At 58.7% G+C, this 20,978-nt stretch carries 25 protein-coding genes and 1 tRNA gene; 12 read left to right on the forward strand and 14 right to left on the reverse strand.

From position 1 onward, the window contains the following. Positions 1-95 precede the first annotated feature (95 nt). The 4 genes from ACYQ47_RS30245 (at position 96) to rpsU (ending at position 1,951) form a co-directional block, all read left to right on the forward strand. On the forward strand, positions 96-644 hold the full coding sequence (locus ACYQ47_RS30245) for a GNAT family N-acetyltransferase (protein WP_250464381.1): 549 nt from the start codon (positions 96-98) through the stop codon (positions 642-644). A gap of 7 nt (positions 645-651) precedes the next feature. Next, the gene (locus ACYQ47_RS30250) at positions 652-1,245 is read left to right on the forward strand and encodes an IMPACT family protein (protein ID WP_459908405.1); all 594 of its coding nucleotides are present in this window, start codon (positions 652-654) and stop codon (positions 1,243-1,245) included. Between the two features lie 11 nt (positions 1,246-1,256). After that, positions 1,257-1,565: a 2Fe-2S iron-sulfur cluster-binding protein gene (locus ACYQ47_RS30255; RefSeq protein WP_459909383.1), complete on the forward strand. Its 309-nt coding sequence runs from the start codon at positions 1,257-1,259 to the stop codon at positions 1,563-1,565. Between the two features lie 173 nt (positions 1,566-1,738). Next, complete coding sequence (gene rpsU, locus ACYQ47_RS30260; RefSeq protein WP_006999077.1) at positions 1,739-1,951, forward strand: 30S ribosomal protein S21; 213 nt, start codon at positions 1,739-1,741, stop codon at positions 1,949-1,951. Between the two features lie 382 nt (positions 1,952-2,333). Here rpsU and ACYQ47_RS30265 read toward each other — a convergent pair. After that, positions 2,334-2,410: transfer RNA gene (locus ACYQ47_RS30265), tRNA-Met, on the reverse strand. 55 nt (positions 2,411-2,465) lie between these two features. Further along, complete coding sequence (locus ACYQ47_RS30270; protein WP_250492196.1) at positions 2,466-3,995, reverse strand: peptide MFS transporter; 1,530 nt, start codon at positions 3,993-3,995, stop codon at positions 2,466-2,468. 107 nt (positions 3,996-4,102) lie between these two features. Here ACYQ47_RS30270 and ACYQ47_RS30275 point away from each other — a divergent pair, with 107 nt between their 5' ends. Next, on the forward strand, positions 4,103-4,339 hold the full coding sequence (locus tag ACYQ47_RS30275; protein WP_459908407.1) for a hypothetical protein: 237 nt from the start codon (positions 4,103-4,105) through the stop codon (positions 4,337-4,339). Positions 4,340-4,401: 62 nt separating this feature from the next. On the opposite strand, the gene ACYQ47_RS30280 is transcribed toward ACYQ47_RS30275, so the two are convergent. Further along, the gene (locus tag ACYQ47_RS30280) at positions 4,402-5,571 is read right to left on the reverse strand and encodes a porin (protein ID WP_459908409.1); all 1,170 of its coding nucleotides are present in this window, start codon (positions 5,569-5,571) and stop codon (positions 4,402-4,404) included. Between the two features lie 224 nt (positions 5,572-5,795). On the opposite strand from ACYQ47_RS30280, the gene ACYQ47_RS30285 reads away from it, so the two are divergent. Next, positions 5,796-6,551, forward strand: a complete 756-nt coding sequence (locus ACYQ47_RS30285) for an SDR family oxidoreductase (RefSeq protein WP_459908411.1) — start codon at positions 5,796-5,798, stop codon at positions 6,549-6,551. Here the strand turns inward: ACYQ47_RS30285 and ACYQ47_RS30290 are convergent. Then, on the reverse strand, positions 6,491-7,225 hold the full coding sequence (locus ACYQ47_RS30290) for a ribonuclease HI family protein (RefSeq protein ID WP_459908413.1): 735 nt from the start codon (positions 7,223-7,225) through the stop codon (positions 6,491-6,493). The two genes, ACYQ47_RS30285 and ACYQ47_RS30290, sit on opposite strands and share 61 nt — an antisense overlap. A gap of 172 nt (positions 7,226-7,397) precedes the next feature. Between ACYQ47_RS30290 and ACYQ47_RS30295 the strand changes: the two genes are divergently transcribed. Beyond that, on the forward strand, positions 7,398-7,907 hold the full coding sequence (locus ACYQ47_RS30295) for a PRC-barrel domain-containing protein (protein ID WP_244827647.1): 510 nt from the start codon (positions 7,398-7,400) through the stop codon (positions 7,905-7,907). Between the two features lie 26 nt (positions 7,908-7,933). Here ACYQ47_RS30295 and ACYQ47_RS30300 read toward each other — a convergent pair whose 3' ends face one another. Continuing rightward, positions 7,934-8,176, reverse strand: coding sequence for a hypothetical protein (locus ACYQ47_RS30300; protein WP_459908415.1), 243 nt, complete (start codon positions 8,174-8,176; stop codon positions 7,934-7,936). Between the two features lie 142 nt (positions 8,177-8,318). Between ACYQ47_RS30300 and ACYQ47_RS30305 the strand changes: the two genes are divergently transcribed. Beyond that, a complete protein-coding gene (locus ACYQ47_RS30305) occupies positions 8,319-8,543 on the forward strand; it encodes a hypothetical protein (protein WP_244827645.1) in 225 nt (74 codons plus the stop codon). Positions 8,544-8,608: 65 nt separating this feature from the next. Here the strand turns inward: ACYQ47_RS30305 and ACYQ47_RS30310 are convergent, their stop codons facing one another. Both ACYQ47_RS30310 and ACYQ47_RS30315 read right to left on the reverse strand, forming a co-directional pair. Further along, positions 8,609-9,274: a DUF2968 domain-containing protein gene (locus ACYQ47_RS30310; protein WP_459908417.1), complete on the reverse strand. Its 666-nt coding sequence runs from the start codon at positions 9,272-9,274 to the stop codon at positions 8,609-8,611. Between the two features lie 397 nt (positions 9,275-9,671). Next, positions 9,672-10,253, reverse strand: coding sequence for a hypothetical protein (locus ACYQ47_RS30315; protein ID WP_459908419.1), 582 nt, complete (start codon positions 10,251-10,253; stop codon positions 9,672-9,674). Between the two features lie 222 nt (positions 10,254-10,475). Here ACYQ47_RS30315 and ACYQ47_RS30320 point away from each other — a divergent pair, with 222 nt between their 5' ends. The 3 genes from ACYQ47_RS30320 (at position 10,476) to ACYQ47_RS30330 (ending at position 11,861) form a co-directional block, all read left to right on the forward strand. Further along, positions 10,476-10,763, forward strand: coding sequence for a hypothetical protein (locus tag ACYQ47_RS30320; protein WP_250464371.1), 288 nt, complete (start codon positions 10,476-10,478; stop codon positions 10,761-10,763). A 198-nt stretch (positions 10,764-10,961) separates the two neighbouring features. Further along, the gene (locus ACYQ47_RS30325) at positions 10,962-11,381 is read left to right on the forward strand and encodes a hypothetical protein (protein WP_459908421.1); all 420 of its coding nucleotides are present in this window, start codon (positions 10,962-10,964) and stop codon (positions 11,379-11,381) included. Between the two features lie 102 nt (positions 11,382-11,483). After that, positions 11,484-11,861, forward strand: coding sequence for a hypothetical protein (locus ACYQ47_RS30330; RefSeq protein WP_250492185.1), 378 nt, complete (start codon positions 11,484-11,486; stop codon positions 11,859-11,861). A 301-nt stretch (positions 11,862-12,162) separates the two neighbouring features. Here the strand turns inward: ACYQ47_RS30330 and ACYQ47_RS30335 are convergent, their stop codons facing one another. Continuing rightward, positions 12,163-12,558: a DUF3597 domain-containing protein gene (locus ACYQ47_RS30335; RefSeq protein ID WP_459908423.1), complete on the reverse strand. Its 396-nt coding sequence runs from the start codon at positions 12,556-12,558 to the stop codon at positions 12,163-12,165. Between the two features lie 447 nt (positions 12,559-13,005). Here ACYQ47_RS30335 and ACYQ47_RS30340 point away from each other — a divergent pair, with 447 nt between their 5' ends. Next, the gene (locus ACYQ47_RS30340; protein WP_459908425.1) at positions 13,006-13,329 is read left to right on the forward strand and encodes a tyrosine-type recombinase/integrase; all 324 of its coding nucleotides are present in this window, start codon (positions 13,006-13,008) and stop codon (positions 13,327-13,329) included. 232 nt (positions 13,330-13,561) lie between these two features. Here ACYQ47_RS30340 and ACYQ47_RS30345 read toward each other — a convergent pair. From ACYQ47_RS30345 to ACYQ47_RS30370, 6 genes are all read right to left on the reverse strand, one after another. After that, positions 13,562-14,772, reverse strand: a protein-coding gene (locus ACYQ47_RS30345) for an IS3 family transposase (protein WP_459909386.1) whose coding sequence is annotated in 2 segments (ribosomal slippage) — positions 13,562-14,454 and positions 14,454-14,772 — 1,212 coding nt in all. Because the reading frame shifts where the segments join, the coding sequence is not laid out codon by codon here. Between the two features lie 131 nt (positions 14,773-14,903). Then, a protein-coding gene (locus ACYQ47_RS30350) for an IS3 family transposase (RefSeq protein ID WP_459909376.1) occupies positions 14,904-16,102 on the reverse strand; the annotation gives its coding sequence in 2 pieces (ribosomal slippage) (positions 14,904-15,787 and positions 15,787-16,102; 1,200 coding nt in all). Positions 16,103-16,154: 52 nt separating this feature from the next. Further along, a complete protein-coding gene (locus ACYQ47_RS30355) occupies positions 16,155-16,373 on the reverse strand; it encodes a hypothetical protein (RefSeq protein WP_459908427.1) in 219 nt (72 codons plus the stop codon). 96 nt (positions 16,374-16,469) lie between these two features. After that, a complete protein-coding gene (locus tag ACYQ47_RS30360) occupies positions 16,470-17,378 on the reverse strand; it encodes a dienelactone hydrolase family protein (protein WP_459908429.1) in 909 nt (302 codons plus the stop codon). Positions 17,379-17,495: 117 nt separating this feature from the next. Then, on the reverse strand, positions 17,496-19,061 hold the full coding sequence (locus ACYQ47_RS30365; protein ID WP_459908431.1) for a hypothetical protein: 1,566 nt from the start codon (positions 19,059-19,061) through the stop codon (positions 17,496-17,498). Between the two features lie 170 nt (positions 19,062-19,231). Continuing rightward, positions 19,232-20,260: an MBL fold metallo-hydrolase gene (locus ACYQ47_RS30370; RefSeq protein WP_459908433.1), complete on the reverse strand. Its 1,029-nt coding sequence runs from the start codon at positions 20,258-20,260 to the stop codon at positions 19,232-19,234. Positions 20,261-20,978 lie beyond the last annotated feature (718 nt).

The raw sequence follows: 20,978 nt of genomic DNA on the forward strand, positions 1-20,978 counted from the left end.
CCGGCTTGGTGGGTTGGCGCACGGCCCGCAGGCCCTTTTTTTGCCTCGGCCGGTCGTGCGAGAATCCGCTTATCACTTTTGCTCCAGAAACGACGATGAACGCACAGAGCGCCACCGCGCCGATCATTCGCGACGCCGCATCCGGCGATTTCGACGCCATCGCGCGCATCTATGCGCATTACGTCGACCATGCGCTCGCCACCTTCGAGGAAGTCCCGCCATCGCCCGATGAAATGCGTTCGCGTCAGGCGGCCATCGTGGCTGCGGGCTTGCCTTATCTCGTCGCCGAGATCGATGGCGAAGTGGCCGGATATGCCTATGCGTCGGCGTATCGGGCGCGCTCGGCGTATCGGCATACGATCGAAGACTCCATCTATATCGCCGAGGGCTTTCATGGCCGCGGTCTCGGCTACACGCTTCTCAGCGCGCTGATCGACCGATGCGAGGCCGGGCCTTGGCGTCAGATGGTCGCGGTCATTGGCAACAGCGGCAACGCGGCGTCGATTGCGCTGCATACGCGTCTCGGCTTCGGACATGTGGGCGTGCTGCGCGATGTCGGCTTCAAGCATGGCCGATGGGTCGACTCCGTGCTGATGCAACGTGCGCTCGATGCGTCGGCGCCGGTCATCGACGGGAAGAGTTGAGCACGCCTTGCCGACCTACACACTCGCCTCCGCCGTCAGCGCTGACATCGATATCCGCAAAAGCCGCTTCATCGCGCTCGCGATTCCCGTCGCCGACCGCGACGCGGCCATGCGCGAACTCGAACGGCTGCGCGCGGAGCACCCATCGGCGACGCATGTCTGCTGGGCGCTCTTGGCGGGCGGCCAGTCGGGCATGTCCGACGACGGCGAGCCATCTGGTACGGCAGGCCGCCCGATTCTCGAAGTGCTGCGCCATCACGAAGTCGATGGCGTGCTCGCCGCCGTCGTGCGCTATTACGGCGGCATCAAGCTCGGCGCGGGCGGGCTCGTGCGCGCCTACACCGATGCCATCGCCAGCGCCATGCAACTGGCCGAGCGTGTGGAGCGCATCGAGCAAGGAGTCGTCGAGATCGACATCGATTACGCCGATGAAGCGCGCGTGCGACGCTGGATCGAACAGAACGCCGCCGAACTCGTGGAAAGCGCCTACGGCATGCGCGTGCGGCTCGTCGTCAAGATGGCGGCCGTCGCACGCGAACCCGCTGCCGCCGAATTACGCGACCTCACCCATGGCCGCGCGAATGTCGAGGTGCGCACTTGAGCGCGTTCGTAATGCGCGTCGAGCCGGCCGGGTTCGTCGTCTCGGTCGATGAAAACGTCTCGCTGCTCGAAGCCGCGCAAAAGGCACGCGTGGCGCTGCCGAGTTCCTGCCGTAACGGCACGTGCCGCGCGTGCATGTGCCGCCTGATCGAAGGCGACGTGCGGTATCGAATAGAGTGGCCAGGGCTCACGGCGGAAGAAAAAGCCGAACGCTGGGTTCTGCCGTGCGTGGCGCTTGCGACGTCGGATGTGGTGATCGAGCAGCCCGAAGCGCGTGAGATCGTGCCATCGCCGCGCCCTTCACGCTCGCGCGGATTCTGACTCCGCGAACCCGGGTATTCCGGGATTGTCGTCTTGATTCAACGACCTACGATGAACATCCCGAGCCGCCGCCAAGCATGTCCGTGTGGAAAGAGGATGCAGGCCGGCTCTCAAAAAGTGTACAATTGCGCTTTGCCCTAAATTCTGGCAGGGCCAGATCAACCGAGAATTCAATGACAAAAGTACTGCTGAAAGAGAATGAGCCTTTCGACGTCGCCATGCGCCGTTTTCGCCGTACCGTCGAGCGCACGGGCCTGATTCAAGAACTCAAGTCGCGCATGGCGTATGAAAAGCCGACCACCGAGCGCAAGCGCAAGAAAGCTGCTGCTGTCGCTCGCCTGCGCAAGCAGATCCGTCGCGCGCAATTGCCGAAGAAATTCTATTGATCGACGTGGGGCTTGAGCCCTCGCCTGCATCAAAGCTATTTGGAGTCGTTTGAGTTGTCTGGTACAGCGGCCCGATAGCCGGTCATAGCCTGAGTCTGATTAGTCGCGGTTTCGCTTTTGAGTGGCCGTCTGGTCATCGGTGCGAAAGCTCGCGGGTGGTACGCGCACTCGACGTGCGTCCTTCGGACAACGGCTGGCAAGAATGCACAAAGCCTGCATGAGTTAATGCTCATGCAGGCTTTTCGTGCTTGTCGGAAAAGAATTTTTCGACGCGGAATTGTGTTTTGGTTTTGCCTTGCAATCAGGATAACGGCGCACAAAAGCCAAACAAACGCACAAAAGCAAAGAGCCCGGCTTTAACCGGGCTCTTTGCTTTGAAACTTGGTTGCGGGGGTAGGATTTGAACCTACGACCTTCGGGTTATGAGCCCGACGAGCTGCCAGACTGCTCCACCCCGCGTCTGAAGAATTGAATTATAGGCGCAATTTGCTCGCTACGTCAAACGGAGTTTTCATCAAGTCGATGAAACACGCAGAAGTGTTTCGCTTGCGTGCGTTTCTTCGCCAGACTGCAACGCTCGATGGTGCTCCCGCGAAAGTTTATTGAGCAATGGCAGCAAGATGAATGCGATGGCCGCGCCGGCCGTCGCAAGCCATCCCAGTCCGAAGAACAGATGCGTATAAAGCGGCAACGACTGCACCGCATCGAGATTGCCATTCGGCATGCGCGCCAGATTGGCGACCACGCTGCCGAGATACTGCGACACGCCCGTCGCCACGAAATACGCGCCCATCATGAAGCCGCTCATGCGCGCCGGCACGTAACGCGCGATCATCGCGAGACCAAGGCCCGACACCAGCAACTCGCCGAGCGAGTAGAGTCCGTACCCCGCCACCATGAACCACGACGACACGCGCCCTTCCACCGCGTAGCGCCCGCTCAATCCGAAGACGAAAAAGCCTATTGCCACGACGACAAAGCCAAGGGCGTACTTCGCCGCAACGGAAATGTCGCGGCCGCTACGCCCGAGGCGCGTATACGCCAGCGCGAGCATTGGACTCAGCAGCATGATCCAGATCGGATTGAGCGCCTGAAACTGCGCCGCGCTCCAACTGAAGAGATGCTGGCCTGCAATGGAAAACGAAGGATCGACATTGCGCAGGGCGAACAGCGTGAGCGACGTCGACATCTGCTGATAGAACACGAAGAACAGGATGACCTGAAACACGAGGATCAGCGCGGCGACGAGTCCCGCGCGCTCGCTACGATCGCACACGCTCAGCATGTAGCCGAAGATCGCGAGAATCGCGACGCCCGCGCCATACACGCACGTCACGGCCACGGCCTTGTGCTGCAGGATGAACACTGTTGCCAGCGCCAACATCACGCCGCCGCCGATGACCGCGAACAAGCGCCTCCAGTTCAAAGGCGCTTCGTCGGGCGCCGAGCCGATATGCGCGAGCGTGCGTCGCATCAGCGCAAAATTCAGAAGTCCGAGCAGCATGCCGCCGCAGCACACCGCAAAAGCCGCGTGCCAGCCCCAATGATCTTTGATCCACGGCGTGGCGAGCATCGAGAAGGTCGAGCCGATATTCACCGCCATGTAGTAAATGGTGAACGCACTGTCGATACGTGCGATATCGCCTTCGTAAATACGTCGCACGAGATTCGCCGCATTCGATTTGAAAAGCCCATTACCGACGACGATCACGCCAAGCGACGCATACATGAACCCGAGCGCGTCGTATGGCAGCGCCAGCATGAAATAACCGAGCGCAAGCACGATTGCGCCAAGCGTCATCGTGCGCCGCGCGCCGAGCACTTTATCGCCAATCCAGCCGCCTATGGACGGCGCGGAGAAAACCAGCGCGGTAAATGCGCCCCATGTGAGATTGGCGTGCTCGTCGGCGAAACCAATCTTGTCAATCATGAACAGTACGAGCAACGCAGCCATGCCGTAATAACCAAAACGCTCCCACATCTCGATCAAAAAAACCGTGGTGAACGAGCGCGTCTCAGACGTGCCGGGCGGGCGAGTAATCATCGATAAATCCTTGAACAACGATGGGCGAATCAGCGGCGCGAGAAACGTCGCTTCAAAGGGTGATCAGGAAAAAGTCAAATAACTGTAAGGCGAGTTCGAGCGGGAAAATGGGTGATTATCGCAAATCCGCGATGTGGATCATGGGGGAAATTGAGAAACAGGCTATTGCGCGAGTCGCCGCAGCGGATGCCGACAAAACTCCGACGCACCGGTATTGCATGGCAGACCAACGGCGGATTGCACGACATTCTCTTGCCAATCTCGCGCTGCACGACAACCGCTGCAATTTTAATTGCGCATATCGCCATGAATCCTTGGGGAAACAAGACTTTGCGATGTCATAAACAGCATCGCAATTACGAGCGTAATAATCGTTCGAATTACGTAAAAATGTGCAGCACCACATTTAAAAACGATGCCGAATTCCCGTCGTGAACATCAACTGATTTCGGCCGCTCGACGGATCATTGCCATAAACCACCGCTGGCGCCTGCGACGATGATCTCTGGTAAATCGATTCGAGATAAACATCGGTGCGTTTCGACAGCAGATAATCCACCTGCAGCGCGCCCTCATGCCAGTGCGCACCGCCGCCGCTGGTATAAACATACATGCCCGCTATCGCAATGGACTGCGTGAGCTTGTAAATGCCGTTGATCTCGTAGTTGTTCAGCCCGAGCGATGGCATGACGTTGCCGGTGTCGGCATCGGTTACGCCAGAATTGACGGTGCGTGAAAAGGCGCCGCCCAGCGTGACCGCACCGAGTTCATAGTTTGCGCCCACGCCGAAAGTATTCTGCTGCTGAACGTTCGCCGAGTAGACCGTGCTGGCCGCGCCGGGAAGCGCCAATGCGTCGTACGCGCCGCTCGTGGTGTCGCCGCGTCCGTTGTTATGCAGATAGGCAGCGCCCGCGCTGAACGACCCGAGCGAATAGTTCGCGCCGATGCTGTACGCGCGATTCTCCGCAAACTGGCCGGCGGCATTAGAGAACGCGTACAACCCGCCGAAGCTCAGGCCGCCATAGGAAGCGCTCGTGTACTTCACGGAATTCGCGGCAAGGTACGAATTGTTGGCGTTGTCGTTATCGAGCAAATGGGCGAACGCGGTGCCGCCAGTGCCACCTGTCAACGTGAATGGCGCGAGGTAATCGTGGATAGAATCGTATTGATGCCCGAACGTCACCGTGCCGAGCGTGTCGGTGCCGAGTCCGACGTACATCGGATGATCGTTCAAGCCCTCTCCCGATACCGACGAGAACCCGCGCTCCAGCCGGAAGATGGCGCGCGCGCCGCCGCCGAGGTCCTCCGAGCCTTGCAGCCCCCAATAGCTGCCATCGATCGTGCCGCTCGTCAGCCGATACTGCGACTTCCCGCCCACGTTGCTGACATAAGCCACGCCGGTGTCGATTTCGCCATAGAGCTGCACCGAACTTTGCGCCCAGGCCGCCGACGGCGTCCCGACGACTGCGATGATGGTTGCCACCGCCGCCTGGACGCCGAACAGCGCGCTCGATGGCGTCGGGCCAGCATCGACGGCCGAAGAAGTATCGCGGCAGTTTCGCGGACGGATTGGCATGAATAGCTCCGATAGTTCGTTTTGATTCTGAGAGCGATTGTCGATTCTGCAATCGAGGTTGTCAGGTCGAAAAGCGTCAGCAAAGCCCTCTGTGACCTTGAACCAACGAACGCGCTTTTTTCTGCTTTATTGAGGTTGCGGATTTCGCCCTCTTCAGCATAGTCAGCGACCCGTGTTGCTTGCCGCTAGAATCGAGGCGCTCACGGACAACCGGATCACGCCCCATGTCGAAAAACACCATCGCAATCGTGACGGGCCACACGCGCGGCCTTGGCGCGGCGCTCGCCGAAACGCTGCTCGCGCGAGACATTCGGCTTCTCGCCCTCTCGCGCAACACAAACGCCGCGCTCGCCGCGCGCTATTCCGGCAAGCTCGAAGAGGTGGAACTGGATTTGACCGACTTGGATGCCCTCGGCCGCTGGCTGGAAGGCGACGCATTGCGCGCGTTCATCGGCGACGCGGACCAGGCGCTCCTCGTCAACAATGCGGGCATGCTGGCACCGATCGGCGCGCTCGCGGATCAGAACGCCGCGACCATCGCGCGCGCGGTCAGCGTCAACGTTGCCGCTCCGCTGATGTTCGCCGCAGCCTTCGCCGCACAGGCTGGGCACGTTACGGACAAACGCATTGCGCATATTTCGAGCGGCGCGGCGCGCAACGCCTATCCCGGTTGGAGCGTGTACTGCGCGACCAAGGCCGCGCTCGATCATCACGCGCGCGCGGTCGCACTGGATTCGGAGCAAGCCGGGGATCGCACGCTGCGCATTTGCAGCGTCGCGCCGGGTGTCGTCGATACGGACATGCAGGCCGAAATCCGCTCGACCGGACTCGAACGCTTTCCGCTGCGAGAACGTTTCGATGCCCTCAAGCGCGACGGTCAGCTCGCGACGCCGCGACAATCGTCCGAGAAGCTGATCGCCTACTTGTTGAGCGATGCGTTCGGCAGCGCGGCCATAGCGGACGTGCGCGAGCTCGGCTGAGCGTCGTGCGTGTCCATTTGAATCGACGCTCCGTCGAGCGCCCGACGCGACAGCACGTCCGCGCTCGCATTCCGTTCGCGCGGAATCCACGTGAGGCGGACCGCGCCGATCCGGGCGATGAGCGCACGCGCCTCGCGCGCAAAATGAGTCAGGGAGCGAATGCCCGCGCCTTCGCTGGCGTGCATATCGTCGATCACGACGCGGCTGTCGCCGTGAATCGCGATCTCCGTCGCGCCTTCGCGCAAGGCGGCTTCCAATAGCGCGATGAGCGCGCGATATTCGGCAACGCTGCTGTCGCCGCGTCCCGCTTCCGCGCTGATTTCGACGACCTCGCCTTGCGGGCTCTGCAATACCGCGCCAATGCCGACGCGCCCCGGATTCGGCAGCGCGGAGCCGTCGAACCAGCCGCGCCAGGCGGGCGCATCGGTGACCACGGGTTTCCGGTTCGCGCGGCTCGCACGCTCGGCCTCGCGCGTTCGTACGGCATCGGCGAACTTCCGCTGCGCTGCACGTCGCGTCGCGATCAAATCGGCGAGGCTTTGCGAACCGGCGACTTTCGTCATCGTCCTGATGAGCGCTTCGTGCTCGGACAACGAAGCGCCTTTGGACAGCCGGCGGCTCCGTTCACGTTCCTTCTTATAGGCAACCGCAAGCAGTTCCTCGACATCGATCATGGGCTAAGGAGGCATCGGGGAAAAGAAGCCCGAGCTTAGCAGACGCCATTAGCGCGCATTCGAACAGGCATCGATGGGAACGAACGTTGCTTCTTAGTTGAAGAAAAAGAGCGGCTCATGCACCTTTGAAAACCGACACCGCGCAACGTTTTTCACGCGTAAGGAGCGAATCATGAACCAACCGATGGAACCCGCCTCAGGCGGCGCGACGATCATAGGCAAAGGCGCCGCGACCGCCGCCGGACCTGGCCCGGACGTGATGGCCGCGAGTACGCTCGATGGAAATTCGGTGTTGTCGAGCGACGGTCACGACGTCGGCTCGCTGAAGGAAATCATGCTGGATGTGAGCAGCGGACGTATTGCGTATGCGGTGCTGTCGAGCGGGGGCTTTCTTGGCATTGGCAACAAACTGCTGGCCATTCCGTGGAGCGCGCTGACGCTGGATACCGACAATCGCTGCTTTCGGCTAACCGCGACTGCCGAGGAAGTGCGCAGCTCGCCCGGTTTCGACAAGGATGCGTGGCCTTCCATGGCCGACCGCGTCTGGGCGACCACGGTGCATCAGCACTACGGACGAGAGCCTTATTGGACCAATGAGACGCGGCCGGACGATGTGAGTCCGACGGGCGCGATCCCGCCATCCGGCGTCGACGCGCCCGAGGCGGGCGGCGTCAAGCTCTGAGGGGCGGACGGATTTCGGCGAGCCGCCTAGTCGCGGCGGCGCTCGCTGACGTGGACGTCGACGCCTTCGGTCTCGCCCATCAGCGCCTTCAGGACATCGCCGGCGAAGTCTTCGATGGCGAAATGCCATTCGAGCGAGCCCACGGGGAAGTCGTTGGGATTGCATTTGCCTTGTGCACGCCGGATGGCTCCGACCGACAGGCTCAACGCACGAGCGTGTTCGAAGTGTGGATCGCTCGAATCCAGAAACGGTATCTGATCTTTATCCATGACACTCTGTCGGCCCCGGCCGCGGCGGTTGCATGAAATCGATAACGGCTGACGCCGGCAATACTTTAGGATCACGCGCGCTGTCGGACTCGCATTACACGGCCACACGGCCGCGCCAGATCCAGCATGCGGGAAACTACTCATGCAGCCTTATGCAAATCTTTCGGGCAAATCGGGCATTGCGGCTTTCGAAATCCTGCACGACGGCATAAAAATACGCTTCGTCAACGGCGGGACCTATTTATACGACTATTGCACGCCGGGGCGTACGACAGTCGAGAAAATGAAACGGCTAGCTAGCACTGGACGCGGGCTGAGCACCTACATTTCGCGATACGGCGGCGAGTATGCCGAAAAAATTAGCTAGCCGCCAAAACCGCCATTTTAGCTTATTGCCGCCAGCACTCTTTTTTTGCCCCACTATGGAACAACTCAACGACGCGACGGAAGGTGCGGGACGACTTCGTTGCAGGTCGTTTCGAGTTGATGAAGCTGACGTTGAAGCTTGCTGAGCTGCACCTGTGCCGAGACTCGCCGGCCTTCTAGTTGAGCAAGCTCGCGTCGTATTTCCTGCTGTCTGGCTGCGACTTGCTGATCCTGACTATTGCCACGCTGCAGATCGACCCGCACACGCTCGACTTGCGCTTCGGATTCTGCAATCAACCGTGTGTACTGTTCGTTCTGTGCTTCCAGGTATGCGCGCCGCATTTCGGCTTCGGCGAGTCGCATGGCTTGCTCGACGAAGTGACGGAACGCGGCTTCAGCGGCATCGGCATCTTCTGCTTTCAGGACTCGCCACACAGCGTCGTCGTGGAAAAGCACCGAATAGTACGTCAGGTCACGCGGGTAGAACAGGAGAGTGGTCGAAAACGCAAAACTTTGAAAAGCGCGAAACGTCGATAACGATGATTGCTGAATCAGCCATTCGACTTCTGCTATTTGAGCAGCCTGCAACGCTTGCGAATTGACTTGCTGCGCCGATGCGCCTATCGGCCGAAGAGGCGTGACGCGCGTTGCTTGCGCGGCGGATGTATTGGCGACGGTAGGCGGCTCGGCACCAGTGTCATCGTCATCGTCATGCGGCTGAGGGGCGTGCATTCGAAAGGAATCAGGCGCTTTTGGCCGTAAGAGAAACGATGGCGCATTATCGAGTAAGGTGCCTCTTCTGCTGAGCAGACTCTTCACATTGACTCCCCGGCTGCCCCTCGCTCCGATCGCCAGATGTCACGCGATCCGTATTCGAAGTTCGCGACTTGAAATTGCTTCGCGATGAATTGCGAGCTTGAAGATTGAAACGCCACTAATATGCATCGCTCAGTGACGCTTTAATCTTCAATACGATTGAACTGCGGAAAACTTAGTATAGCCGAGGCGTCGGTAGATTCAATCGACGCCTTGAAAAGGCCAAGGCTTCTCATGTATCTCGTAGGAGTGACTCGTGACGTTTCCGTGAATGCAATTCCGTGAAACGCCGTGACTCTTCCGGCGACGCTAATCACATATGGCGGTAGATTGCCTGAGTTCCACTCATGCGCAACTTGGCTAATTGCGCGGACCGTGCCTTGGACATTAAAGCAACCATGCGCATGATTCGAATGCCCTGTACGCCACATGTAATGCCGGGCGTCTTGGCGACGCTGGCCTCAAGCGTGGACATGTGGCGATACAAATGTTCGATGGGCGCAACGCCATGTACCAGCGAAGGTGGTGCAGCGTGCGTGGACGCGGACAGACGACTGACGTTTTCGACGGCAACCGGCGTATTCACCGGCGGTTCCGGAAGCGGCTCGGGCGCTGGTATATCGGCACGGATGGTGCCTTCGTTTCGGCCGACGAAAAACTGATAAACCGCTTCCAGACCATCGGCAGGCGTTTGCTCGACACGTCGCGCAGTCGCGGCGCACACATGCAAGCGCCAATTCTCACGCTCACTTATTTTCGAGATGAGATCGGCAATGCGCAAGCGCAATTCGCTATCGCGGCGCGCAATCATGGTCTGAAGCATTCGCGCTTCTTCGCTCGATGGATCGGGCATGCGTGCGCTCCATGCCATTAATTCGTTCAGGGAAATCGACATGGAAAACTCCGTAACATTCTGTTGATTGAAACGGATTTCGATCCGTTCCAGATCTTCTGGACCACGAATTGTAACGAACCAACAGCGGCTTTTGCCCGTCCATAAATCCTAGTCTTTGCGAATGATTTAAGACAAGAAAGCCGCCGTTTCGACGCGGCACGCGCGATGCTTATGAAGTCGGCACACGGCGCACCTCTCGCGCCGGACTTCAAGGAGACAAACATGAAATCTACCGCATTGATTGCCGGCGCTCTCATCGCCTTAGTCAGCACCGCCACGCTGGCGCAGGAGATGTCGCGCGATCAGTTGAATCAGCGTCCTTCCCAAATGCAGCAGGTGCAACCTGGCGTCTCGCCGGGCAAGAACATGAACGACTCGGCCCAGGGCGGCGTGCCGTCGGGCACAGCGGGGAGCGGCACGCTCATGCAACAGCGCGAGAAGGGCATGGCGCCCGATGCGACGCAGGCGCCCGCAAAGGGCGCGAATTCTACTGGGACGATGAAGCAGTAGTCGTGCGTGACATAGAACCGCGCGCCGCGTATTCATGCGGCGCGCTGACACGCGCGTTTCTGGACAAAGCGTCCATAACTGTTGGCGGCTTGGGCGCGACACTCGCGAACGGTCTGGCGTGGTCGCCATCGGACCTACCAAACGTTAATTATCGTCTCCGTCACAACGATTAAGAAATGTCCGAAGGTTTTTTGCAGCGTGAGTCGCTTAAATGCATACCTCCTACAAACCATAAAGAGGCTCACAATAATGAAGGACCTGCAAGTTTCCGTCGACTCCAACGGCCGCGTCACCACTTCCCACTCCATGGCTATCGGCGAGCATTGCGCCAATCGTGCGCGCCTGCTGTCATCGCTCGTCAACATCGTCGCAGCGCCGGGCGGCTTCGAACACTTTTGCTCGTATCCGGAAACCATGCGTCGCGACATCCTGAGCTTGCTCCACTCCGTCGCAGAAGAACAGATGCCGTTGATCGCCGCGCTCGAAGAGCACACGGCTCGCGCGTCCTTTGAAAAGGGCGTTCAGACGGCGCGTGAATTCATGGCGCAGGAACAGGCGGCAAACGCCGCATTGCATTTCGACGCAGAGCAGGCTGCGCAAGCAATGCTCGCTCACTAAGCGACTTAACCGCGAGCAAAAGCACGCGGTATCGAGTCGAGCGACTCACAGCCCCGCACGCGCGGGGCTTCTCACTGCAACGATTTCAACCGTTACGCGCCCATGTCCACGTACCAGGCAGCGTCATGGTGCATCCGCCAATTGGAAAACAATCACGAAATCATGCGAACACTTAGCGCTCTTATTGTTTCATTCGGATTCCTGGCGTTGACCTGTGCATCGTCGGCCTTCGCGACCTACAGCGAAGAATGGGTTAGCAATACGGCGGGCGCGCGACAAAGCACGCCGCAACATGCGGCGAAGACGGTGTCACCAAAACGAAAAGTGGCGGATACGTCACAGCACGTCGATACCGCAAACCAGTCCGATCCTATCGCCGCGTTCGCGCGACCGGAGTCATCAGCCAGGAAACGCGAGGAAAAAGCGGCCGCGTCGCGCGATCCGATCGAGGCTTTCGCGACTGCGCCGCGGCAACGGTAAGCACGGAGCGTACGTTTCTTCGGCAATTTGACGATGAAACGTTTGCAGAAACACGATTAATCCGATATCGACACCGGAGCAGGATCGACTATTCTTCTGGATGTCGTAAGAGATGGATACACGGTTGGCCCCGCCCTGCCATGTGCGCGATTCAATCGAGCATTATTAGAGGCCTGGCCTTGCCGTCGTAGCCATCGTTCTTACGGCGCCCCCTTTTCCCCGTGTCTGTCCTAAGAGAAAGCCCGCTATCGGAAATGACTCCAATAGCGGGCTTGTTCTGCTGACTGTCCTTTGCTTGCGTTTAAGCGAGCATATCCGACGGCAGCTTGCCACCATTGGCAGCCAATGCCTGCATCAGTTGCTTGTGCAACCAGATGTTCATCGTCGCCGAGTCGTTGGTGTCGCCGCTGTACTTCAGCTCGGCGGCCAACTGCTTGCGATGGTAGAGGCTGCTGTCTACTTGCAGAAGTTTCATCAGATCGACGATCGATACGCGCCAGTTGAGCGTCTGGCCGCTTTCGCGCGCCAAGCTGTCCATGACGGCGGCCACGTCGATGTCTGACAGTGCGGCAGGAGCCGGCGCCGCGTCGGCTTGTGCGACATCAGCCGGGACCGGTTGCGCTTCGACTGCGGGCGCTTGCTCGGCGGGCTTTGCCTTGTGGAAAATCTTGTTGACGATGTCACCGAAGATGCTCATGTTTCAATTCCTTGAGTTGATAGGGAGTTGCAGCGCGTGAACCTTAGCGCGGAGTACCGTCGATGGTTAGTCTTTCCAGCATCGAGTGATGCGAATTTGACTAAATTTTTCAAGGACGTACGCTTAGGAGTGCGGCTTTTCCCCGCGGATGAGAACTTCCGGTTGGATCGCGCGTGAGAAATGGCGATCGCTTGTGTTCCGTGAAGTGCATCGCTTGGGGAAAATGAAGACAACCCTTTGATTTTCATAAAGGATTGCGGAATTCGTTGGAACATGCTGGCCTGCATACAGGCGGTCCCTCTCCGCCACAATTTCAAGCCCTTGATTGTTTGAGGGCTTTTTCTTTTGCAGCCGTTATGTTCGCCTTGCTCGATTCTCATCACGACAACGTCCGCGTTCCAGACGCTGGCGCGCGTCAGGCGGTTGAAGGAGCAGAAGCTCCATGTAATGCTTGTATTCCCTTCGCCACGCGGCAAGGTTCTAAGCGATATTGTTCTTACGTCCTTCCTGCGCCGCGTCAGTGCGAAGAGCGACACGCCTGGACGTATCGCCACGGCGCACGGATTCCACAGCAGCTTCCGCGATTGGGCCAGCAAGAACGGCTACGCCCGTGACCTCGTGGAACGCGCGCTGGCTCATACCGTTGCGAACAAGGTTGAAGCGGCTTATCACCGAACCGATTTGCTAGAGTTGCGCCGCCCAATGATGGAAGCGTGGGCAAGACACGTTTGCGCCACGCCGGCTGGTTGCGCCAACCAGTCCGACTGCTAGCAAACCTGTTTAACTGTGCCGCCAGACACCGGCTGGACTGATACTAGATCGGGCGGATGACATACCAAACTAGAGCTGGCACTTCGCGCAAGACGGAATAAGCGTCCCGCGCCTCCCAGAATCGCGGATATGCACCACTAACGTTGCTCACACCAAAGCGCTTAAGCGTAAGCATCGTTCTTGGAAGATGAAAATACTGCGTGGATTTGCCCCCGTAGTTCCGGACACCATCTCACACCAAGGTTGATGAATCGGCTTTACGTCGGAACTCGCGCGGCGAGCGGTATTTCAGCGCGCTATGCGGGTGTTTGCCGTTGTAGTGTTCGAATGCGACGGCCAGATTGCGCACGGCGGTCGCCGCGTCCGGCTTCGGCATGAACGCAACGTAATCGCGCTTCATCGTCTTGACGAAGCTTTCTGCCATGCCATTGCTCTGCGGGCTGCATACGGGCGTGGTCAACGGCTTGAGACCAATATCCGAAGCGAACGCGCGGGTCTTTTCGGCAATGTAACCCGAACCGTTGTCGCTGAGCCATTCGATTTGCGCGGGCGCTTTGCGAACGTTCCCGAAACGATGTTCGACAGCCGCCAGCATGACATCGCGCACAACGTCGCCGCTATGACCGCCTGTCGTCGCTGCCCAGCTGATCGCTTCGCGGTCACAGCAATCGAGTACGAACGTCACGCGCAGCGGCGCGCCGTTGTCGCAACGAAACTCGAAGCCGTCAGAGCACCATCGCTGATTGCTTCTGGGCACCGCCACCGTACCTTCATGCCGACGCTCGATGCTCGGCCTCGCAGGCCTCCTGTGAAGCAACAAATCGTGCTGGCGCATCACGCGATAAACACGTTTCGCATTCACTGGAGCCTCACACCGCAATTCCCGCTCGCTTCGCAGCAGGCCCCAGACGCGTCGATAGCCGTAGCTGGGCAAGTCAGCAACGAGCAAACGGATTTCGTCGACAATGCCAGCATCATCCGTTTTGCGTGCGCGCCGGCCATCCTGCCAGTCAGCAGTCCGGGCGAGCTTTACCGACACATTTGAGCGCGCTACACCGAGAACGTCACAGACCTGCTTCACTGGCCGTCCCCCGGTAATGAGGGTGAGCGCGCAATCCATTTTCGCGACTTCATCACCTCCACGGCTTCCCGGAGAATCTCGTTCTCCATGGTCTTCTTGCCCAGCAGGCGCTGGAGCTCCTTGATCTGCTTCAGTGCGTCGCTCAACTCGGACGCCGGCACAACTTCTTCTCCAGCGCTCACTGCCGACAGGCTGCCGTCCTGATGCAGCTTGCGCCACTGAAACGGCTGATTCGGATTGACGCCGTGCAGCCGAGCCACCATCGAAACTGTCTTGCCGGGCTCGAACGTCTCCCGAACCATCGCCAGCTTCTCATCAGCCGACCAGCGCCGTCGGCGCTCAGGTCCCGTCAACACTTCCATTACTTCGTTCTTGTTGTGAGTCATATACACAGTCTATGCCTACCCGCTATTGTAAGTGGGAGACTGTGTCCGGTCTTTCAGGGGGCTGTTCCACTGGAGTTGCCCCTGTAACTCAGGACACGCAGACACCGTTAAGTTGATGATGCAGAGGTTCGCCGGAACTCCCGGGGGGAACGGTACTTCAGTGCCTTATGCGGGTGGCGTTCGTTGTAATGCTCAAAGGCGCCAGCCAGATGTGAGAGCGCTGTTGGCACATCAGGCTTATGCATAAAGGCAATGTAATCGTGCTTGATTGTCTTCACAAACGACTCGGCCATACCGTTACTCTGCGGCGAACGAACAGGCGTCGTCAACGGTTCCAGACCCAACTCGCGGGCAAAGCTGCGCGTACGGTGGTCGATGTAGGCAGAGCCGTTGTCCGACAGCCATTCGATGGGTGCGCCTGCCTGCGGCGTGCCGAAGCGTTGCTCGACCGCTGCGAGCATCACATCGCGCACGACGTCGCCGCTATGGCCGCCAGTAGTCGCTGCCCAACTAATAGCTTCCCGGTCATGGCAGTCCAGCGCGAACGTCACGCGCAACGGCGAGCCATCGTCACAACGGAACTCGAAGCCGTCCGAGCACCAGCGGACGTTACTCTGGTCAACGGCAATGCGTCCATCATGTCGGCGGGTATCGCGTCGCTGGCCAAGGCGCCGGAGCAGCAACTGATGGTCACGCATGACGCGATAGACCCGCTTGGCGTTCACGCACGGCGCACCGGTCAATTCGTGACTACGTCGCAGCAATGCCCAGACTCGTCGGTATCCATAAGTCGGCAAGCCCGCCACATGCTCGTGGATTGCAGCGACCAGTTCCGTGTCGTCGGTCTGTCGGGCGCGGCGGCCGTCCTGCCAGTCTGGAGAGCGGGCTTTTCTGACTGCCAAAGCAGAGCGCGCCACGCCGAGAACATCGCAGACCGTTTTCATTGGTCGTCCCCGGGCAGTAAGGGCGAGCGCGCAATCCAGTTTTTTGAGCGGCCATACTCGACTGCTTCCTTCAGGATTTCTGCCTCCTGCGTCTTCTTGCCAAGCAGACGCTGCAGTTCCCTGATTTCCTTCATCGCTGTGGCCAACTGCGAAGCGGGTACCACGGCTTCTCCAGCCTTCACCGCAGCCAGGCTGACTTCCTCGTATTGCTTGCGCCACGCAAACACCTGGTTTGGGTTGACCCCGTGCCGCCGGGCAACCGCTGAAACCGTTGCTCCCGGCTCCAGGGTTTCCTGCACGATGGCCACCTTCTCCTGGACCGAACGTCGACGACGGCGCTCCGGCTCGGTCAGAACTTCAATGCTTTCCACAATTTGCCTAGGCTTGAAACTAGTCACAAGATTCCCTCTTATTTTAAGGGGTGTCTCGTGTCCTGAGATTCAAGGGGCTACTCCAGCCGCCCTGCTTACACTGGCGCGGATAACGAATCTGTTCGATTTCGCCGAGCAGCCCGGCGGCATGCCACGGCCAGCGCGGATCGTCATTGAAGGTGTGGCCCAGCGCGACGCAGTCTGCCTGGATTGCCGAAAGAATCGACTTGGCTTGCCTGGCATCGGTGATCAGACCGACCAACCGCGTGACAATACTGGCCCTACGTTTCACCGTTAGAGGAGCCAATGCGACGAACGCGACTAACGCCCAGCTCCACAGATGCCCTCGGCGCGCCTCTCACACGGTTGATGAGGAAAGGTTTCGCCTGAGAAAGTCGACCACTTTCGTGAAGGCAATTCGTGTCGAATTGTCAGCCTCATTGGCCTGCTCGAACTTTGCGAGATCATATTCCTTCGTCAACAAGGCATGTGGGAAGTCGCGCTCGTTATCCATCGGCCTCGGATCCGCGTATTCATCAAGCGTCGCATTTTCTCCGAACGCTTGCTTGATGCGCTCGACGCGTGGGTGAAGACTGATCTGGTCATGAGTGAAACGCTGTATCACGAGCGGCACGGCGTCGCGCTTGCTGCGCTGTGTCGCGGCCTGGAAGTCTTCATCAGATACATTGACCTGATGCATCCACTCGCCCTCGCCCGTTCGAAACACCGAGTAACGCAACGACAAAGGTATCGCCGGCTGTGAAACGACGCCGGCTCGCACATTCGGCTCGATGACCATTGGAATGACGAAGGCGCCAGTAAGACACATGCCGATCACGCCTATCCGCGCACTCGGGTTTTCCTCGCCGAGGGATCGCGCGAGCGCACGCAGCCAGTCACACACGGGTGCGGACTGGTTGGCTTTGAGATGACCGAATTCCTTGCTGATGCAAAGTCGCGCATAGTTGAGATTAGGCGCTTCCCAAAGCATTGGGCCAAACAAATGCGGGGCATGCACGCGAAAACCCGCTTCGGACAATCGATCAATGAATCGAACAGTGTGTTCGTCAAACCCGGGAAGCTCGTGCATGACGATCACATCGGGTCCAGTGCCTTTGACATAGACGACGTGCTCATAGCTTTCGTCGCTGAACAGATAGCTCGAGAACCTCAGTTTCTGCATGGTCTGATCCGGCAAGACCGACCTGGCCGGCTCCGCGCGGCCTTTGACGCCGACCAGCAGCGGCGTGCCCGCGGCGAGCTTCATGAAGTTGCGTCTTGCTTTGCATCGCATGGCATCTCCCGACAGCAGGTCTTCTCGTTCCGACATGGGCGGCGTTATCGGCCGACTCGCGAATTGCCAATCGTCGCTTGCCGCAAGTGACTAGTCAGCTTGCGCCTGGCTCCGCGCAGTCCCGGCGCCACGCTCCGGATTCATCGAGACGGCTCGCCGGAGCGCCTTCCGACTATCGTCCGTATCACTGAAAATCTGCCGGACTACTTCGAGCAAGGCGGGATTCATCACATTGCCGTGTCCATCGATGATCGTACTCTCCGCTTTGATGTTCCATACCACGGTATCGATGTTTCCTGTACCGGTGCCCTCCGCGACCTCAAGCGTCGCGCCGCCGCAGAACGTTCGCGTCCAGCGCTCGTGCTTGCGCTGCGAGCGCGCGACCGATTCAATCTGCTTATCGGCCTGCTCGTTTTCGAGCGACTTGTTCATACTGACCACCTTGTCGAGCTCGCCGTTCTTCATCGTCAGCAGATCCTGGGTTTTGGTCCAGCCGTGGCAAGGCTCGGTGAATGTTCCATCGACAGGCTTCTTGAGTTCGTGTGTCACATAATCCGCCATGTTTCCAGGCGTTTGCTTGATCGCGCTAGCCTGCTGATCCGAGGATGTCGGCCGTTCGAAGAGTGTGTTGAAGAAACGTCCCGCCGGAAAGGCAAGACGCGTGGCATCGTCCGTGGCTGAGGTGATCGAAACGAGCACCGGCGCTTCGTAACGCCCTGCGGAAGTCCGGCGCTGCGCTACCGTGTAGAGCGTCTGAAAACGCGAAGCCTCGAAAGCGGGATTGACGAGGACGATCATGTCCGCCACTCGATCGACGGATTCGAACGACTGATTTTCATCGTCGCCCAGCGTAAAGTTGAGCTTCGGTTGACGAAGCCCGGCCAGATCGGTCTTCGACGTGAGCGATTCGATCAGGGGCCCCGATGTCGCCGTGTAAAGTATCAATCCGCCGAAGCTATGGCCGATCATCAGCGAGCGCACGGGAGGCACGGGATCGTTATTTTGCAGCGCCATGATGTTGTAGTACCTGCGCATCGATCTGAGCCGCGCGAACAGTTCCCGCACGGATCCGCTAGCCACGCGCGAAGCCGCGTCCTTGCGGGTCCAGAAGGTCGCATTCAGAAGCGGATTGTCATTGTCGAAACTCGATGGATTGCCTCGCCATCCGACATAGATGCCCACCACCATACGCCTGGGATCATTCTTTCCCTCGTGATAAAGCTCGTCCGCCGCGGCGCGCTCCAGCAGCCTGCGGAAGTCGCGGACGTTGTCATCGCGAACCCATGCGTTGTGCTTCCAGCCATGGACGAACAATATGATCTTCACTTTCTGTCCGCCCGAGAGCAACGTTCTCAAACGGAGCATGAGCTGGTCGATCTGTGGCGAAGGGTGCTCATTGGCCGTTGCCGTCTTGTCGGCGAAGCTCCAACCCTGATCGTCGAACTCGACGAAATGCAGTTCATATTTATCTTTCGAGATTTCAGGCGTGACATGCTCGCAGTCTTTGGAAACATAACCCTCGGTGTCTGCACGACAGTCCGTCCGCGAGGCTTCCGCATATCCAACGTTCGTCCGATAGGCATCATGCGTTGCACAACCGCCCATTACCTGCATCAGGGTCACTGCAATCAGGAGCGATGCGATGCGAGCGACCATAGATCACCTCGTCGACTGGAAGCGCGCATGGAGTTTGCGCAGCGGAGCTACGTAAGTTACTCAGACTAGTTGCAGGAATCGCGATTCCAGTTCGGATGGCCGGCTCCGAATTGATCTTGGCCGAATACGCCTTGAGCATGCACCCGGAGCTGAAACAGTTCTATCGGCACTCAACCCCTCTGCTCGCAGCCCGCGCCAGGTCCCGGATAAGAAGGCACCGTGGACTTGGCGTCGAATAGCATCACCTTCTGTTGACCCTGCATGATTCCCATGCGGATGTTGTCCTCGTGAAGACGGCCGCGCATGTATCGCAAGGTCGTATTGGCGCCGGGCAAAGCCGGCAATCTGCCAGAAAGCGGCACGAAGAAATAGTCCCAATGCACCGGAATGACGAGCGAAGGACGCGTGCACCGAATCACGTTGTCGTAATAGCGGTCGTGATAAGCGATGCTGCGTGTACCGATCGCTCCGATCGAGAGAAAGACAACCTCTGCGTGAACGCCGTAGAGTTCGCCTCGCTCATAGTTGGCCGATGAGACTACCAGCATGCGATGGTTTCCATGCACGATCAGAAAGTCGTAGGTTCCGCCCTCCACAAAGGCGCTTTCCCGTTGCGGTTGTTTCAGGGGAGCGCGAATCTCTTTCCCGAGATTGTCATTGATGAAGGGATAGGCTGGAGAATGCCGCGAAGGAACAGGCGTGACTTCGAAGTCGCCCACACTCACCGGCTGCCACCGGACCAGCGGTTTGAGCTGCGCATCCGGGAGACCCGCACCGCGGCCGATGTAGAGCGTGCTTTGAGTTCCAAACAACGGCGCTTTTGTCCGTTGAGCGATATATCCGGCATCGAACGCGTGATCGTAGTGCGAATGCGAGACGAAGACAGCCTGGACCCGGTCCGCCTTCGCTTCATCGAGAACACGCTCCACTTCGTTGCGATCGGTCTTGATGCGAGCAAATTTAACTTTCGCGACAGGCAGACGCGAGAGAAAGGCGTCGACGAGAATTTGCGTGACTCCATCATCGAATAGCAAAGTGGTGGTGCCAAGAAACGTGACAGTCAGCGTTGACGGAGGCGTATCGCCAGCCGATTCCGGAAGCCGTTCATCATCGAAAGCAGCAAGCGAGATCGCATGCGCAACGGAGCAATCCATCACGCATGCAAACATCAGCATCAGCATCAGCAGCGTCGATTTCATCGCGTCATCCCAAAGGCGCCGGCAGGTCGTTAAGCGCAGTATTCGGAATCGTCAAGCTTCGTCGGGCTCATTGAGCAAACTCGTCTCGATGGAAACGTTGCTGTAAGGATAGGCAAAACACCCGACAACGCATGCATCGCGTTTATCCCGATTGATCTCGACGTAGCGGCTTCCGAACACTTCAGATCCATCGACGTTTCTTCTTTTGACGACTCTCCTTCGTTCGCAATCGCCTCCAGTCATTTTTGAGTACTTGTTTCGTTTTGCATAAGAACTTCTTATGCACGCATGCGTCGGATTCCTATGAAAAATGCAGGCGATCAAATACAGGGTTCACCCTGATTTAACTGCGCGCGTCGACTTCTATGATTTTCTTTGAATCGGCGTCATGATCTCGGCACAAAAAAGAAGCAATACATCGGGATCGGGGTTGCATCGCCGGGTCGGCTATTGCCAGTACTTCGCATCGAAACATAACGATCTCTGAGCGTCGAGGAGCCGATCATGCAACCGCTTTCAAGTCGATGCGTCATCGGTGCAATCCTTCCGCGTCGTCCAGTCAAAGCATTCGCCCGTCAGCTCGGTCCGCCAGAGCGAAGTGCCCGGTTGATTCGGACGATATAGGCCTGGCGTCGCCCGACACCATTCCAGATTCGACCGCGTCCGTCGCGCCCTGAAACATGGACGCGATTACCCCGCCTGCGTCCACGCGCGCTCG

This window comes from Caballeronia sp. HLA56 (assembly GCF_054655155.1).

Excerpts from the sequence above, each read along its gene's own strand:
- ACYQ47_RS30245 (WP_250464381.1), top strand. The coding sequence starts at position 96 with ATGAACGCACAGAGCGCCACCGCGCCGATCATTCGCGACGCCGCATCC.
- ACYQ47_RS30255 (WP_459909383.1), top strand. The coding sequence starts at position 1,257 with ATGCGCGTCGAGCCGGCCGGGTTCGTCGTCTCGGTCGATGAAAACGTC.
- rpsU (WP_006999077.1), top strand. The coding sequence starts at position 1,739 with ATGACAAAAGTACTGCTGAAAGAGAATGAGCCTTTCGACGTCGCCATG.
- ACYQ47_RS30270 (WP_250492196.1), bottom strand. The coding sequence starts at position 3,995 with ATGATTACTCGCCCGCCCGGCACGTCTGAGACGCGCTCGTTCACCACG.
- ACYQ47_RS30275 (WP_459908407.1), top strand. The coding sequence starts at position 4,103 with ATGGGTGATTATCGCAAATCCGCGATGTGGATCATGGGGGAAATTGAG.
- ACYQ47_RS30280 (WP_459908409.1), bottom strand. The coding sequence starts at position 5,571 with ATGCCAATCCGTCCGCGAAACTGCCGCGATACTTCTTCGGCCGTCGAT.
- ACYQ47_RS30285 (WP_459908411.1), top strand. The coding sequence starts at position 5,796 with ATGTCGAAAAACACCATCGCAATCGTGACGGGCCACACGCGCGGCCTT.
- ACYQ47_RS30290 (WP_459908413.1), bottom strand. The coding sequence starts at position 7,225 with ATGATCGATGTCGAGGAACTGCTTGCGGTTGCCTATAAGAAGGAACGT.
- ACYQ47_RS30295 (WP_244827647.1), top strand. The coding sequence starts at position 7,398 with ATGAACCAACCGATGGAACCCGCCTCAGGCGGCGCGACGATCATAGGC.
- ACYQ47_RS30300 (WP_459908415.1), bottom strand. The coding sequence starts at position 8,176 with ATGGATAAAGATCAGATACCGTTTCTGGATTCGAGCGATCCACACTTC.
- ACYQ47_RS30305 (WP_244827645.1), top strand. The coding sequence starts at position 8,319 with ATGCAGCCTTATGCAAATCTTTCGGGCAAATCGGGCATTGCGGCTTTC.
- ACYQ47_RS30310 (WP_459908417.1), bottom strand. The coding sequence starts at position 9,274 with ATGCACGCCCCTCAGCCGCATGACGATGACGATGACACTGGTGCCGAG.
- ACYQ47_RS30315 (WP_459908419.1), bottom strand. The coding sequence starts at position 10,253 with ATGTCGATTTCCCTGAACGAATTAATGGCATGGAGCGCACGCATGCCC.
- ACYQ47_RS30320 (WP_250464371.1), top strand. The coding sequence starts at position 10,476 with ATGAAATCTACCGCATTGATTGCCGGCGCTCTCATCGCCTTAGTCAGC.
- ACYQ47_RS30330 (WP_250492185.1), top strand. The coding sequence starts at position 11,484 with ATGTCCACGTACCAGGCAGCGTCATGGTGCATCCGCCAATTGGAAAAC.
- ACYQ47_RS30335 (WP_459908423.1), bottom strand. The coding sequence starts at position 12,558 with ATGAGCATCTTCGGTGACATCGTCAACAAGATTTTCCACAAGGCAAAG.
- ACYQ47_RS30340 (WP_459908425.1), top strand. The coding sequence starts at position 13,006 with ATGCTTGTATTCCCTTCGCCACGCGGCAAGGTTCTAAGCGATATTGTT.
- ACYQ47_RS30360 (WP_459908429.1), bottom strand. The coding sequence starts at position 17,378 with ATGAAGCTCGCCGCGGGCACGCCGCTGCTGGTCGGCGTCAAAGGCCGC.
- ACYQ47_RS30365 (WP_459908431.1), bottom strand. The coding sequence starts at position 19,061 with ATGGTCGCTCGCATCGCATCGCTCCTGATTGCAGTGACCCTGATGCAG.
- ACYQ47_RS30370 (WP_459908433.1), bottom strand. The coding sequence starts at position 20,260 with ATGAAATCGACGCTGCTGATGCTGATGCTGATGTTTGCATGCGTGATG.